Source organism: Streptomyces sp. NPDC059816 (genome assembly GCF_042732055.1).
Classification (GTDB): Bacteria; Actinomycetota; Actinomycetes; order Streptomycetales; family Streptomycetaceae; genus Streptomyces.
In genome coordinates, this window is the sequence record NZ_JBHWIQ010000001.1 from 13,356 (window position 1) to 27,095 (window position 13,740).

12 protein-coding genes and 1 pseudogene are annotated in these 13,740 nt (G+C 74.2%); 9 read left to right on the forward strand and 4 right to left on the reverse strand.

All coding sequences use genetic code 11. The annotated features are described in order from the left end of the window. Positions 1-20 precede the first annotated feature (20 nt). Positions 21-986, reverse strand: coding sequence for a Ppx/GppA family phosphatase (locus ACFV88_RS00065; protein ID WP_385484038.1), 966 nt, complete (start codon positions 984-986; stop codon positions 21-23). Between the two features lie 72 nt (positions 987-1,058). Between ACFV88_RS00065 and ACFV88_RS00070 the strand changes: the two genes are divergently transcribed. Further along, positions 1,059-2,027 carry a hypothetical protein gene (locus ACFV88_RS00070; RefSeq protein WP_385484040.1) on the forward strand — a complete coding sequence of 323 codons (969 nt, stop codon included), beginning with the start codon at positions 1,059-1,061 and terminating at the stop codon, positions 2,025-2,027. Between the two features lie 11 nt (positions 2,028-2,038). On the opposite strand, the gene ACFV88_RS00075 is transcribed toward ACFV88_RS00070, so the two are convergent. After that, positions 2,039-3,979, reverse strand: coding sequence for a hypothetical protein (locus tag ACFV88_RS00075; RefSeq protein ID WP_385484043.1), 1,941 nt, complete (start codon positions 3,977-3,979; stop codon positions 2,039-2,041). 119 nt (positions 3,980-4,098) lie between these two features. On the opposite strand from ACFV88_RS00075, the gene radA reads away from it, so the two are divergent. Together radA and disA are read left to right on the forward strand one after the other, a co-directional pair. Continuing rightward, on the forward strand, positions 4,099-5,508 hold the full coding sequence (gene radA / locus ACFV88_RS00080) for a DNA repair protein RadA (RefSeq protein ID WP_385484046.1): 1,410 nt from the start codon (positions 4,099-4,101) through the stop codon (positions 5,506-5,508). Positions 5,509-5,635: 127 nt separating this feature from the next. After that, positions 5,636-6,694: a DNA integrity scanning diadenylate cyclase DisA gene (gene disA, locus ACFV88_RS00085; protein ID WP_385485142.1), complete on the forward strand. Its 1,059-nt coding sequence runs from the start codon at positions 5,636-5,638 to the stop codon at positions 6,692-6,694. 262 nt (positions 6,695-6,956) lie between these two features. Here the strand turns inward: disA and ACFV88_RS00090 are convergent, their stop codons facing one another. Then, positions 6,957-7,817 (reverse strand): hypothetical protein, encoded by an 861-nt coding sequence (locus tag ACFV88_RS00090; protein WP_385484049.1) that lies wholly within the window; start codon positions 7,815-7,817, stop codon positions 6,957-6,959. 185 nt (positions 7,818-8,002) lie between these two features. On the opposite strand from ACFV88_RS00090, the gene ACFV88_RS00095 reads away from it, so the two are divergent. Continuing rightward, complete coding sequence (locus ACFV88_RS00095; protein WP_385484052.1) at positions 8,003-8,152, forward strand: hypothetical protein; 150 nt, start codon at positions 8,003-8,005, stop codon at positions 8,150-8,152. A gap of 62 nt (positions 8,153-8,214) precedes the next feature. Here the strand turns inward: ACFV88_RS00095 and ACFV88_RS00100 are convergent. Then, a pseudogene (locus tag ACFV88_RS00100) lies at positions 8,215-8,689 on the reverse strand (hypothetical protein). Positions 8,690-8,956: 267 nt separating this feature from the next. Here ACFV88_RS00100 and ACFV88_RS00105 point away from each other — a divergent pair. The 5 genes from ACFV88_RS00105 (at position 8,957) to cseC (ending at position 13,639) form a co-directional block, all read left to right on the forward strand. Next, on the forward strand, positions 8,957-9,904 hold the full coding sequence (locus tag ACFV88_RS00105; RefSeq protein WP_385484055.1) for an A/G-specific adenine glycosylase: 948 nt from the start codon (positions 8,957-8,959) through the stop codon (positions 9,902-9,904). 393 nt (positions 9,905-10,297) lie between these two features. Further along, positions 10,298-10,837: a SigE family RNA polymerase sigma factor gene (locus ACFV88_RS00110; protein WP_385484057.1), complete on the forward strand. Its 540-nt coding sequence runs from the start codon at positions 10,298-10,300 to the stop codon at positions 10,835-10,837. A 104-nt stretch (positions 10,838-10,941) separates the two neighbouring features. Then, a complete protein-coding gene (locus ACFV88_RS00115; protein ID WP_385484060.1) occupies positions 10,942-11,553 on the forward strand; it encodes a hypothetical protein in 612 nt (203 codons plus the stop codon). 21 nt (positions 11,554-11,574) lie between these two features. Beyond that, entirely contained in the window at positions 11,575-12,300 is a 726-nt protein-coding gene (cseB, locus tag ACFV88_RS00120) for a two-component system response regulator CseB (protein ID WP_385484063.1), read from the forward strand. 1 nt (position 12,301) lies between these two features. Further along, the gene (gene cseC / locus ACFV88_RS00125) at positions 12,302-13,639 is read left to right on the forward strand and encodes a two-component system sensor histidine kinase CseC (protein ID WP_385485144.1); all 1,338 of its coding nucleotides are present in this window, start codon (positions 12,302-12,304) and stop codon (positions 13,637-13,639) included. Positions 13,640-13,740 lie beyond the last annotated feature (101 nt).

A 13,740-nucleotide genomic window follows, 5' to 3' on the forward strand; every position in this document is an offset into this window, starting at 1 on the left:
CCGCCGGGTGCGCGGCACCGTCAGGGCAGCTCCGCGGTCGGGTGGCTCGGCGTCCGGGAGCTCGTCAGGTGGTCGAGGTGACGCAGGATGACGCCCTCGCGCAGGGCCCAGGGGCAGATCTCGACCGTCTCCAGACCGAACAGGTCCAGTGCCGCCTCGGCGACCAGCGCGCCCGCGAGCAGCTGCCCCGCCCGGTTCTCGGAGACGCCCGGCAGCCCGGCCCGCTCCGCGGAGGTCATCGCGGCCAGCTTCGGCACCCAGCCCTCCAGCGAGCTGCGCCGCAGCTCCCGCTGCACGTACTCCCCCTCGGCGCCGCGCGCGGCGCCCGCGATCCGGGCGAGCTGCTTGAACGTCTTCGAGGTGGCGACCGCGTGGTCGGCGCCCCCGAGGCGGGTGAACTCCCCGACCGTCCGGGCGATCTGCGCCCGCACGTGCCGGCGCAGGGACCGCACGTCCGCCGGGTCGACGGGGTCGTCGGGCAGCCACCCGGCGGTGAGCCGCCCGGCGCCCAGCGGCAGCGAGGCGGCAGCGTCGGGTTCCTCGTCTATGCCGTACCCGATCTCCAGGGAGCCGCCCCCGATGTCGAGGACCAGCAGCTTCCCGGCCGACCAGCCGAACCAGCGGCGGGCGGCCAGGAACGTCAGCCGGGCCTCCTCCTCGCCGGTGAGGACCTTGAGCTCGACCCCGGTCTCCTCGCGCACCCGGCGCAGCACCTCGTCGGCGTTGCTCGCCTCCCGGACCGCGGAGGTGGCGAACGGCAGCAGCTCCTCGACGCCCTTGTCCTCGGCCGCCTGGAGCGACTCGTGGATCGTGGAGACCAGCCGGGCGACGCCGTCCGCGCCGATCGCGCCCTGGGCGTCCAGGAGCTGGGCGAGCCGCAGCTCCGCCTTGTGGGAGTGCGCGGGCAGCGGGCGCGCACCGGGGTGCGCGTCCATCACCAGCAGATGAACCGTGTTCGAGCCCACATCCAGGACACCAAGTCTCATGAGCGCCAACGCTACTGCTCGCGGAGGCACCGGCCCGCCACACGTGACGCTCGGCACGCATACCCTTGATGTGTGCCAAAGACGAAAAAGGCGAAGCGCGAGGAATCGACCGGTCCGTCCGCCCAGGACCCGACCGCCGCCCAGGACCCGACCGCCGGCAAGGACCGGACTGCCGGCAAGGCGGCGAAGGCCGGGCGCGGCGGCAAGGGCGGGCGCGGCAAGGGCGCGCCGCCGGTGGCCGGCCGGTCCGGTGGCGCCGCGGTGCCCGACGAGAAGGGCATCGACTTCGCGCGGGCCTGGGTCGAGTTCCCCGACCCGGCCGACGACGAACAGGTGTTCCGCTGTGACCTGACCTGGTTGACCTCCCGCTGGACCTGCATCTTCGGCAGCGGCTGCCAGGGCATCGAGGCCGGGCGCGCGGACGACGGCTGCTGCACCCTGGGCGCGCACTTCTCCGACGAGGAGGACGAGGTCCGGGTCGCCGGTCACGTGGCGCGGCTCACCCCCGAGATGTGGCAGCACCACGAGGTCGGCAACCGGGCGGTCGAGGACGGGGGCGGCTGGGTCCAGGAGGACGAGGACGGGGACCGGCAGACGCGGCGCTGGAAGGGGTCCTGCATCTTCCAGAACCGTCCCGGTTTCGCGGGGGGCGCGGGCTGCTCGCTGCACATCCTCGCCCTCAAGGAGGGGCGCGAGCCGCTGGAGACCAAGCCGGACGTGTGCTGGCAGCTGCCGGTCCGGCGGACGTACGAGTGGATCGACCGGCCCGACGACACCCGCATCCTCCAGGTGTCGATCGGCGAGTACGACCGCCGGGGCTGGGGTTCGGGCGGCCACGACCTGCACTGGTGGTGCACCTCGGCGACCTCCGCGCACGGTGCGGGCGACCCGGTGTACGTGACGTACCGGGCGGAGCTCACGGAGCTGATGGGCAAGGACGGCTACGACCGGCTGGTCGAGCTGTGCGAGCAGCGGCTCGCCTCGCGGCTGCCGCTGCTCGCGCCGCACCCCGCCGACCCGGTCCGGCCCGCCGGGCGCTGAGGTCGCTCCGCTCAGCCTTCGGGCCCGTTGTCGTCCGGTGGGGGTTGCCCGGTGCCGCCGGACGGATCGCCGCCGGTCCCCTCCGTCCCGCCGGGCGTGCCCGGCGCGCCCGTCCCGGTCCCGGGTTCCGAGGGTGCGGGCGTTGCCGGGTCGGTGGGCGGCGAGGAGTGCGTGGCGGTGGGCGAGGGGCTCGGCCGCGCGGTCGGGCCACTGCCGGAGGTGCCGGAGCCGCCGGTCGGACCGGCTGGGCCCGGTGCCTGGGACGCGGGTGGACGCGGGAGTGCGCCGTGCCCCCGGACGACCACGAACGCACCGGTGGGGTCCAGGGAGATCCGGGCCGTCCAGGAGCCGGGCGGCTCGGCCCGCGGGTCGAGGTGGACCCGGAGGACGACGGTGCCACCGGGAGCGAGGGTTCCCGTGGTGCGGGAGAGCCGGAGCCAGTGGGCGTGCGCGGTGGCGGACCAGTGCACCGGGGCGTCCCCGAGGGCGGTGAGGACGAGGGTGGTGGCGCCGCCCCGGGAGCGGACGGCGACCCCGAGCCGGTCGGCGCCCGCAGCGGCCCCCTCCGGGGTGACGACCTCGGCGGAGACCCGGGCCGGGCTGCCGGGCGGGTCCGCGGTGGTGGGGGTGTTGCCGGCGCCCGCCGTCTTCCCGGCCGGGCCCGGGTCGCCCCGGTCGGACGGGGTGTCGGGCGCCTGTTCGGCGCCGGTCCCGCCGATCCGCTCCACCTCGCTGGCGGTGGTGGGGGCGCCGTCGCTGCCCCGCGGCTGGTCGCGGGTGGTCCACAGGGCCAGCACCGGTGCGGCCACCACCGTCGCGACGACGGTGGTGGTGACGGCGCGGGCCCGCAGCCGGTCCCGACGGTCGGTGTGCTCCTGCGGGGCGAGCGGGAACCCCCGGCGGTCGAAGCGGGGCGCACCGCGCCGGGCGCGCGGGGCGTGCGCCATGGCCGCCCGGACCTCACGGCGGGGCGCCGTCAGTATCGGCAGCGCCGCGGGGGTCACGCTGGTCCCGGGCCAGGCGTCCGGCCGGGCGCGTTCGGCGGCGCGGCGACAGCGCGGACAGTCGTCCACGTGGCGGACCAGCTGTCCGCGCCGCACGGGATCGAGGAGGACCCGATCGTCCTCGGCGAGCCTGGACGCGCCGGGGCACGAGCCGGATCGCGCGACGGTGAGGGCGGTCCGGGTGCGCTCCACCTCGCAGGCGGCGGAGGCGAGCAGGTCCCGGGTGCGTCCGGTGTCGAGGCCGAGGACGGCGGCGACCTCGTGGGCCGTGAGTTGGTGGCGCACGGCGAGTTCGAGCGCTTCGCGCTGCTCGGGGGTGGTTCCGGCCGCCTCCGGCCAGGCGAGCAGGGCGAGTTCGCGGTGCCGCGCGCGGACCGCGCCCCCGGCGGACGCGGTGGACCCCGGCCCGGCGCCCGGCACGGGACCCGATCCGGGACGCGGTCCGGGACCCGGTCCGGTCGGATCGGACGGGGGCGGATCGGGCACGGTCGTGGTCGCGGCGGCTGCGGTCGTGGTGTCCGTGGTCGAGGCGTCCGCGGTGAGGGCGTCCGCGGTGGGGGGCGCGGCCCGGTGTCGGCCCGGTATCCGGCTGCCTTGACGTTTCTTCTTCTCGGCCGGCGGGCCGTTGCGCACCTCCGCGAGGCGCCGCAGGCACGTCCAGCGCGCGAGGGCGTAGAGCCAGGCCCTGCGTTCCGCCTCGGCGGCGGGTCCACGGGCCCGCCGCCGTTCGGCCAGTACGAGGACCTGAGCGAGGGCGACCGCCGCGGCGTCGTGGTCGCACAGCACGGAGAGGCAGTACGTGAACAGCCCGTCGAGGTGCGGCTCGTGGCGCGGGGACGGGCGGGGGGCCGGGCCTCCCCTCCGGGAGCCGGCCCGCTGGTGCGCGGACCTCGGTGCCCGGTGTGCTCCGGTGGTGCGGGCGGGGTGGCCCGCCCTGCTGCTCGTCACGCGTGCGACCGTAGGCGGCCGTCCACGGCCTCTCCCGCACCTTGAGCGCATTTAACCCGTACGGGTGATGGGGTCCCTCGAAAGGGGACCTGTCAGTGGGTGCGACTACGGTTCGGTCCATGGCTGCCCGTACGAAGACCGCGAAGGACCGTCCGTCCTACCGTTGCACCGAGTGCGGCTGGCAGACGGCCAAGTGGCTCGGCCGCTGTGGCGAGTGCCAGGCGTGGGGCACCGTCGAGGAGTACGGCGCGCCCGCCGTCCGCACCACGGCGCCCGGCCGGGTCACCACCTCCGCCGTGCCGATCGGGCAGGTCGACGGCCGGCAGGCCACCGCGCGCTCCTCGGGCGTACCGGAGTTGGACCGGGTGCTGGGCGGCGGTCTGGTGCCCGGCGCGGTGGTGCTGCTGGCGGGTGAGCCGGGCGTCGGCAAGTCCACGTTGCTGTTGGACGTCGCGGCGAAGTCGGCCAGCGAGGAGCACCGCACGCTGTACGTGACCGGCGAGGAGTCCGCGAGTCAGGTGCGGCTGCGGGCGGACCGCATCCACGCGATCGACGACCACCTGTACCTCGCGGCCGAGACGGACCTGGCGGCGGTCCTCGGCCATCTGGACGCGGTGAAGCCGTCCCTGCTGATCCTCGACTCGGTGCAGACGGTGGCCTCCCCGGAGATCGACGGCGCACCCGGGGGGATGGCGCAGGTCAGGGAGGTCGCCGGGGCGCTGATCCGGGCGTCCAAGGAGCGCGGGATGTCGACGCTGCTGGTGGGGCACGTCACCAAGGACGGCGCCATCGCGGGCCCGCGGCTGCTGGAGCACCTGGTCGACGTGGTCCTCCAGTTCGAGGGCGACCGGCACGCCCGGCTGAGGCTGGTGCGCGGGGTGAAGAACCGGTACGGCACCACCGACGAGGTGGGCTGCTTCGAACTGCACGACGAGGGCATCACCGGCCTGGCGGACCCGTCGGGCCTGTTCCTGACCCGGCGCGACGAGCCAGTTCCGGGCACCTGTCTGACGGTCACCCTGGAGGGCCGCCGCCCGCTGGTCGCGGAGGTGCAGGCGCTCACCGTGGACTCGCAGATCCCCTCCCCGCGCCGGACCACCTCGGGGCTGGAGACCTCGCGGGTGTCCATGATGCTGGCGGTGCTGGAGCAGCGGGGCCGGATCAGTGCGCTGGGCAAGCGGGACATCTACTCGGCGACGGTCGGCGGGGTGCGGCTGTCGGAGCCGGCCGCCGACCTCGCGATCGCGCTCGCGCTCGCCAGCGCGGCCAGCGACACCCCCCTGCCGAAGAACCTGGTGGCGATCGGGGAGGTGGGGCTCGCCGGGGAGGTCCGGCGGGTGACGGGGGTGCAGCGCAGGCTCTCGGAGGCCCACCGGCTCGGCTTCACCCACGCCCTCGTACCAGCCGATCCGGGGAAGGTCCCGGCGGGCATGAAAGTGACCGAGGTGGCGAACATGGGGGAGGCCCTGCGGGTGCTGCCGAGGAGTCGTAGGGGAGAGGCCCCGCAGGAGTCCGAGCACCGCCGGTAGACTTTGCCCCGGTCTCGCCCGTCCGTACGAACCCGGGCGCCCCCAGAACCGCGACCGGAGGAGAGCAGTGGCAGCCAACGACCGGGCAGCGGCTCCCGGAAAGTCCGGCGCGAGCGGCGACGGCCTGATGCGGGCCGCCCTGAGCGCGGTGGCGCCGGGCACGGCCCTGCGGGACGGACTGGAGCGCATCCTCCGCGGCAACACGGGCGGACTGATCGTCCTCGGGTCCGACCGGAACGTCGAGGCGATGTGCAGCGGCGGTTTCGTGCTGGACGTCGAGTTCACGGCGACGCGCTTGCGCGAGCTGTGCAAGCTGGACGGCGGCATCGTCATCGACAAGGACATCACCAAGATCCTCCGGGCGGGCGTGCAGCTCGTCCCGGACCCGACGATCCCGACCGAGGAGACCGGTACCCGGCACCGCACGGCGGACCGGGTCAGCAAGCAGGTCGGCTACCCGGTGGTGTCGGTGTCGCAGTCGATGCGGCTGATCGCCCTGTACGTGGGCGGACAGCGGCGGGTGCTGGAGGACTCGGCGGCGATCCTGTCCCGGGCGAACCAGGCGCTGGCGACGCTGGAGCGCTACAAGCTGCGGCTGGACGAGGTCGCGGGCACCCTGTCGGCGCTGGAGATCGAGGACCTGGTGACGGTCCGCGACGTGAGCGCGGTCGCCCAGCGGCTGGAGATGGTGCGCCGGATCGCCACCGAGATCGCCGAGTACGTGGTGGAGCTGGGCACGGACGGTCGACTGCTCGCCCTCCAGCTGGACGAGTTGATCGCGGGCGTCGAGCCGGAACGGGAGCTGGTGGTGCGGGACTACGTGCCCGAGCCCACGGCGAAGCGGTCCCGCACGGTGGACGAGGCGCTGTTCGAGCTGGACGCGTTGACCCATGCGGAGCTGCTGGAACTGCCCACGGTGGCCCGCGCGTTGGGCTACACCGGTTCGCCGGAGGCGCTGGACACGGTGGTGTCGCCGCGCGGGTTCCGGCTGTTGGCGAAGGTGCCGCGGCTGCCCGGCGCGATCATCGACCGGCTGGTGGAGCACTTCGGTGGGCTCCAGAAGCTGTTGGCCGCGAGCGTGGACGACCTCCAGGCCGTCGACGGGGTCGGTGAGGCACGGGCCCGCAGTGTCCGCGAGGGGCTGTCACGGCTCGCGGAGTCGTCGATCCTGGAACGCTACGTCTGACCGTCCGCCCGCCGATGACGCATCCGGTGTCCCGCCCTCGGGGGTGGATGCCGGACGGGGGGGTGCTCGGAGCCGCCGTGGTCCGCGGCTTCGCGGGCGATGTGGGCGTTTCACCCCAGTGTTCGACCGGCGTCCGACCGGCGTCCGGATGGCGGGAAGGCGCCAATCCGCGGTGACCTCCACGACCCGCTCCGCACCCGCCGAACGGTGGGTGCGGTGGCCGGCCCGGGCCCTGCGGCCCGTGCTCCTCCCGTCGGCCGACTCAGTCCTTGCGCAGGACGAACGAGGTGCGCGCGGTCGCGAGGCCGGGGGCCTCGGCCTCGACCAGATACGTTCCGGGGGCCGCCGAGCCGGCGGGGGCCGTGGCGCACTCGGGGGCGCTCTGCTTGCGGTTCCACTCCAGGGTGCGGGTGGCGGAGTCGTTGGCGGGGACCCGCAGCAGCAGGCTCTTCGAGCCCTTCGCGCAGTGGTCGGAGGCCCAGACGTCCTTGTCGCCGTCGGACTGGGTGATCGTCACCACGGCCCGCTCGGCGCCGAGGTCGACCTTGCAGTCGACGTCGGAGGAGTTCTCCGCGATCAGCCGGAACTTCGGGGTCTGCCCGGGGGTGTAAGTGTTCTCGTCGCTGCGCAGCGTCAACTTCACCGCGGTGGACGTGCAGTTGGGCAGGTTGGACCCGGCCGGCAGTCGCTGGCCGGAGCCCGCGCCCCCCGTACCGCCGGTGCCCTCGCCGTCTCCGGAGCCCTCCGTGCCGTCGGCGCCGCCCGTACTGCCGGAGGAGTCGCCTCCGGAGCCGGAAGAGCCGCCGGAACCCTCACCGCCGTCCGTGGCGCCCGGGGACTGCGTGCCGCCGGTGCCGCCGGACGCGGTGGAGCCGGACTCGTCCCGTCCGCCCGGCTTCTCGCTGATCGCGGGGCCGGAGCCGGAGGGCCCGGGGGTGATGGACGCCACGGGGTTCTTGTCGCCGGAGCCGTTGGTCTTGTCCCCGTTGCCGCCCCCACCGCTGGTACTGACCATCCAGATGATCAGCAACGCCAGCACGGCGGCCAGGCTCAGCAGAATCGCCCTCCGCCGCCAGTAGATGTTGGAGGGAAGCGGCCCGACCGGATTGCGCAGAGATCCCACGGCGGCAACTCTACGAGAGATCGGCGGCTTCTCCCGCCCCACCCGCCGCCCTCGGGGCAACTTTTCCGGATCATCATCCCGGAGACGGACCGTCACCTTGCCCCGACACCCTGTCTTTCGTCAGGTGGGAGCCCTGACGATCGCTGGGTGTGACGGGCGGGGCCGGTTCCGTACGGTCCGTGACCATGACGGATTTCGGTGAAGAGCCGTACCTGGACATCACCTCGCCGGCCCGGGATTCCCCCTCCTGGCTCCAACACACCGCGGAAATAGGCACGGAGGCGGGGATCGTCGTCTTCGTCGCACTGTTCGTGGCGGCGTGGTGGTCGGCCTGATGCTGGGGCGGTGGTGGTGCCGCTCGTACTGCGGCTGGCGACCGCGCCCGCCGCCCGCGGGGTCACCCGTGGTCGGTGAGCCCCGCCTCGTACGCCACGATCACCGCCTGGACGCGGTTCCTGACGGACAGTCGGTCCAGGACGGCGCTCGCGTACGCCTTGACGGGCGACCTTCGGCGAGAGGAACGCCGCCCCGGCCGCCACCGCCCTTACCCCTGCGAGGAGTTCGTACGGGTCCCCGGACTTCAGCAGGAAGGGCACCGTCCCGGTCGAAGCAGAGCCTGAAGTGTTCGACCCTCGTGAGGAACTCCCCGCCCGTCCGGTAGCAGCGCCGCGGGGGCGCGGAAGCCGGTGCCGTGGCGGCCCGCGGTGAAGGTCCCGGCGAGCGCGGTGACCCGGACGCCCAGCCCGGGCAGCCCGAAGCCCGGCGCTGGCGCCAGTGCCGTCCGCACCGCCAGGGGAACACCACAGGGGTTCGCTGAGGCCGAGGGGGCCGGCCGCCAGGACGGGCGCGCAGCGGGCCGCCCACAGCGCCACGCCACCCGCCGTCGGCCGTTCGTCGGCCGTTCGTCGGCCGGACGTCACCCTGTGCGTCCACGCTCACTCCCCTTTCGTCCTGGTCCGCTCCGAGCGTCCTCCGACGCCCCTGACGGGGAGGCGGCGGGACGCATCGCACCTGACCGGCCCCGGTTCCGGCCGGTCGGGGCAGCCCGGCGGCCGGTGCGGGACCGGGGCTCGACCCGCCCCCGCTCGGCCGCATATCCCGGACCGTGCCCGGGTGCCCGTGGCAGGATCGGCGGTGCCATGACTGTGCCGACGAAGCCCACGCCCCGTACCGCTCCCGACCCCCGTACCTCCCCGGAGGGCCCGCTCCGTGCGCTGCCCGCCCTGCACGACCCGGCGATCGCCTGGTTCGACGACCACGCGCGCGACCTGCCGTGGCGCCGTCCCGAGGCGGGCCCCTGGGGCGTGATGGTCAGCGAGTTCATGCTCCAGCAGACACCGGTCAGCCGGGTGCTGCCGGTGTACGAACAGTGGCTGGCCCGCTGGCCGCGCCCCGCCGACCTCGCGAAGGAGCCCTCCGGTGAGGCGGTCCGGGCGTGGGGGCGGCTCGGCTACCCGCGCCGGGCGCTCCGGTTGCACGGTGCGGCCGTCGCCATAGCGGAGCGGCACGGCGGTGACGTCCCCGCGGAGCACGCCCAGTTGTTGGCGCTGCCGGGGATCGGTGAGTACACGGCCGCCGCGGTGGCGTCGTTCGCCTACGGGCAGCGGCACGCCGTGCTGGACACCAATGTGCGTCGGGTGCTGGCGCGTGCGGTGGCCGGCACCCAGTACCCGCCGAACGCGACGACCGCCGCCGAGCGCAAGCTCGCCCGTGCCCTGCTGCCGCAGGACGAGGCGGTCGCCGCGCGGTGGGCCGCCGCGTCGATGGAGCTGGGTGCGCTGGTGTGCACGGCCCGCAACGAGCGCTGCGAACGCTGCCCGATCGCGTCGCTGTGTGCCTGGCGGCTGGCGGGCAAGCCGGCGCACGAGGGTCCGCCCCGGCGCGGCCAGACGTACGCGGGGACGGACCGCCAGGTGCGCGGCAAGCTGCTCGCGGTGTTGCGGGAGGCGACGGTCCCGGTGCCGCAGGCGGTGCTGAACCGGGTGTGGGACGAGCCGGTGCAGCGGGCCCGGGCCCTGGACGGGCTGGTGTCGGACGGGCTGGTGGAGCCGCTGCCCGGCGGCCTGTACCGGCTGCCGCACGTCTGACGGGTCCCGCCCGCCCGGCGGGGTCGCCCCGAGGGCGCCGGAACGGTTGCCGGTGCCCCGTCCCGATGCCGTACCGGTCGTGTCACGGGGGTCTCCCCTCGGAGGGCGGTGGACGGGCGCGACGGGGCCGCCGGGGGCGGTGATGTCACGGTCACGCCCCGGCCGGCCTCACCCCGTGTCACCGTGCCCTTCGGCAAACCGCCTCGAACACCCATCAAACGCCGGGCCCCTTACCGCTTGCCTACATCTGTTACACAACCGACGGACAGCCGTGCGTCCGCCGCGTGCTGGCCCGCACAGTGCCGTGACAACTCCTCCGTAACTTCTGTGCTGTGCCGTCGAGGCACACCAACGGGAGACATCGGCCAGGGGCCGGATCGGAGGCGACGGGGAATGGCGCACGGCGAGGTGCTCGAATTCGAGGAGTACGTCCGCACGCGGCAGGACGCACTGCTGCGCAGCGCCCGCCGACTGGTCCCCGATCCGGTGGAGGCGCAAGACCTCCTCCAGACCGCCCTGGTCCGTACCTACGGGCGCTGGGACGGGATCGCGGACAAGCGGCTGGCCGATGCGTACCTGCGCCGCGTGATGATCAATACGCGGACGGAGTGGTGGCGCGCCCGGAAGCTGGAGGAGGTGCCCACCGAGACGCTGCCCGAGCGCAGCGTCGAGGACAGCACCGAACAGCACGCGGACCGCGCGCTGTTGATGGACATCATGAAGGTCCTCGCACCCAAGCAACGCAGTGTCGTGGTGCTGCGACACTGGGAGCAGATGTCCACGGAGGAGACGGCCGCCGCCCTCGGCATGTCGGCCGGTACGGTCAAGAGCACGCTGCACCGAGCCCTCGCACGGCTCCGCCAGGAGTTGGAGAGCCGGCGTCTCGACGCGAGCGCGCTCGAACGTGAGGAGCAGGAGCGTTGCGCGGCCTAGGAATCCGGTCCGGGAAGGAGCGGGACACCGCTCCACCCGAGCCGACCGTCGTCCGGACGCGCCGCGTCCGAACGACGTGCACGCCGAAGGCGGGGGGTACGGCCGTGGCCGCGCTCACCGCCGTCGGCGTTTTCGGCGTGCTCGGTGTCTTCCTCGTGGCGTGCACCGACGGTGGCACGGGCACCCGCGACGAGGGACCGGCCCGCAAGGAACCGGGCGGGCAGTCGGTCGCCCCGCGCACGGCCTCGCCGTCGCCCGCCCCCAAGCGGGTCAACGCCGTACGGCTGCTGATGGACGACCCCAAGGTCAGCGAGGGCGTGAAGAAGGACCTGCGGCCCTGCACCGGGCCCGAGGACGGCCCCCCGGTGGACGTCAGCTACGGCAACCTCACCGGCGCCGCCCACCCCGACGTCGTCGTCAACGTCCTGTCCTGCGGGGACAACGTGGGGCTGGGCGCGTACGTGTACCGTCCACAGGGCGGTGACTACACGAACGTCTTCCGGTCCGAAGAACCCCCGGTGTACGCCGAGATCGACCGCGGTGACCTCGTGGTCACCCAGCAGGTCTACGCCGAGCAGGACCCGGTCGCGTTCCCCTCGGGCGAGGACGTGATCACGTACCGGTGGGCCGACGGTTCCTTCACGGAGCAGGCCCGCACCCACAACGACTACAGCAACGCGGTGGGCACCCCCAGCGCCGAGCCGCCCGGGAACTGAGAGCGACGGATACGGATTCCGATGGCAGAGCAGACCCACGTCCTCTTCGTCGAGGACGACGACGTCATCCGCGAGGCGACCCAGCTCGCACTGGAGCGGGACGGCTTCGTGGTCACCGCGATGCCCGACGGGCTTTCGGGCCTCGACTCGTTCCGGGCGGACCGCCCCGACATCGCGCTGCTCGACGTGATGGTGCCCGGGCTGGACGGGGTGAGCCTGTGTCGCCGCATCCGGGACGAGTCGACCGTCCCGGTGATCATGCTTTCGGCGCGCGCCGACTCCATCGACGTCGTCCTCGGGCTGGAGGCGGGCGCCGACGACTACGTCACCAAGCCCTTCGACGGCGCCGTCCTGGTGGCCCGCATCCGGGCGGTGCTGCGCCGCTTCGGGCACGCCAGCGGCACGGGCGCCACCGGTGCGGGCCACCAGGACGGCGCCGTCGGGGCGCAGGCCGGGGTCGGCGGGGTGCTGACCTTCGGCGACCTGGAGATCGACACCGTCGGCATGGAGGTGCTGCGCCTGGGTCGCCCCGTCGCGCTGACCCCGACCGAGATGCGGCTGCTGCTGGAGTTCTCGGCGGCGCCCGGCACCGTACTCTCCCGCGACAAGCTGCTGGAACGGGTGTGGGACTACGGCTGGGGCGGGGACACCCGGGTGGTCGACGTCCATGTGCAGCGGCTGCGCGCGAAGATCGGCCAGGACCGCATCGAGACCGTGCGCGGCTTCGGATACAAGCTGAGGGCCTGAGATAGACGTGTGGGGGAAGGTGCGCGGACTGAGCCTGCGAACGGGTCTGCGCTGGAAACTGAGTGCCGCCATCGCGCTCGTCGGCGCCCTGGTCGCCCTGGTGCTGAGCCTGGTCGTCCACAACGCCGCCCGCGGGTCCATGCTGGACAACGCGCGTGACCTCCAGGACGAGCGGGCGCAGGTCGCCCAGCGGATCTACGAGGCCACCGGGCGGCTCCAGTTCGGCGCCCGGGTGGACGACCCGGACACCCCGGGCGAGCTGCGCGCGAAGGCCATCGAGGGCCGGCGCGCCACCTATGTCGCGGCCGGTGACGCGAGCAGCAGTCCCGACATCTGGGCGGCGGTGCCGCTCAAGGACGGCCGGGTGCTGTCCCTGCACAGCCCGTTCCGGGACCGCAGTGCGACGATCATGCGGGATCTGGACCAGGCACTGATCATCGGCTCGACCGCGGTGGTGCTCGGCGGCTGCGCCCTGGGGGTGCTCATCGGGGGCCAGCTGTCCCGGCGGCTGCGCAAGGCGGCGGTGGCCGCGGGCCAGGTCGCCCAGGGGAACACCGAGGTCCGGGTCGTCGAGGCGATCGGCGGGATGGTCCGGGACGAGACGGACGACCTCGCCTGGTCGGTGGACGCGATGGCGGACGCGCTGCGCCAGCGGCTGGAGGCCGAGCGCCGGGTCACCGCGGACATCGCGCACGAACTGCGCACCCCGGTCACCGGGCTGCTCACCGCGGCCGAGCTGCTGCCCCCGGGCCGCCCCAGCGAGCTGGTCAAGGACCGGGCGCAGGCGATGCGGACCCTGGTGGAGGACGTGTTGGAGGTGGCGCGGCTGGACAGCGCCACCGAGCGCGCCGAGCTGCACGACATCATGCTCGGCGAGTTCGTGACGCGTCGGGTCGCGGTCCGGGACACGGGCGTCCGGGTGAACGTCCTCCACGAGTCGGAGGTCACCACGGACCCGCGCCGTCTGGAGCGGATACTCGGCAACCTCCTCGCGAACGCGGCCAAGCACGGTCGGACCCCCGTGGAGGTCACCGTCGAGGGCCGGGTGCTGCGGGTGCGCGACCACGGGCCCGGCTTCCCGGAGGAACTGCTCGACGAGGGACCGAGCCGGTTCCGCACCGGCAGCAGTGACCGGGCGGGGCACGGGCACGGGCTCGGACTGACCATCGCCGCAGGTCAGGCCCGGGTACTGGGGGCCCGGCTGACCTTCCGCAACGTCCGGACGCCCGGTGCGCCGGCGGATGCGCCCGCCGAGGGGGCGGTGGCGGTGCTGTGGCTGCCGGAGCACGCCCCCACGAACACGGGGAGCTTCCCGATGCTCAACCCGCCCGGCGAGTGACCCGGACCACGGGGAACCCCGTGCGGCGGGCACGGCGAGGCCCCCGGTCACCGCACGGAAGCGGTGGCCGGGGGCCTGGGTGCCCTGGGGCGTGGGACGGT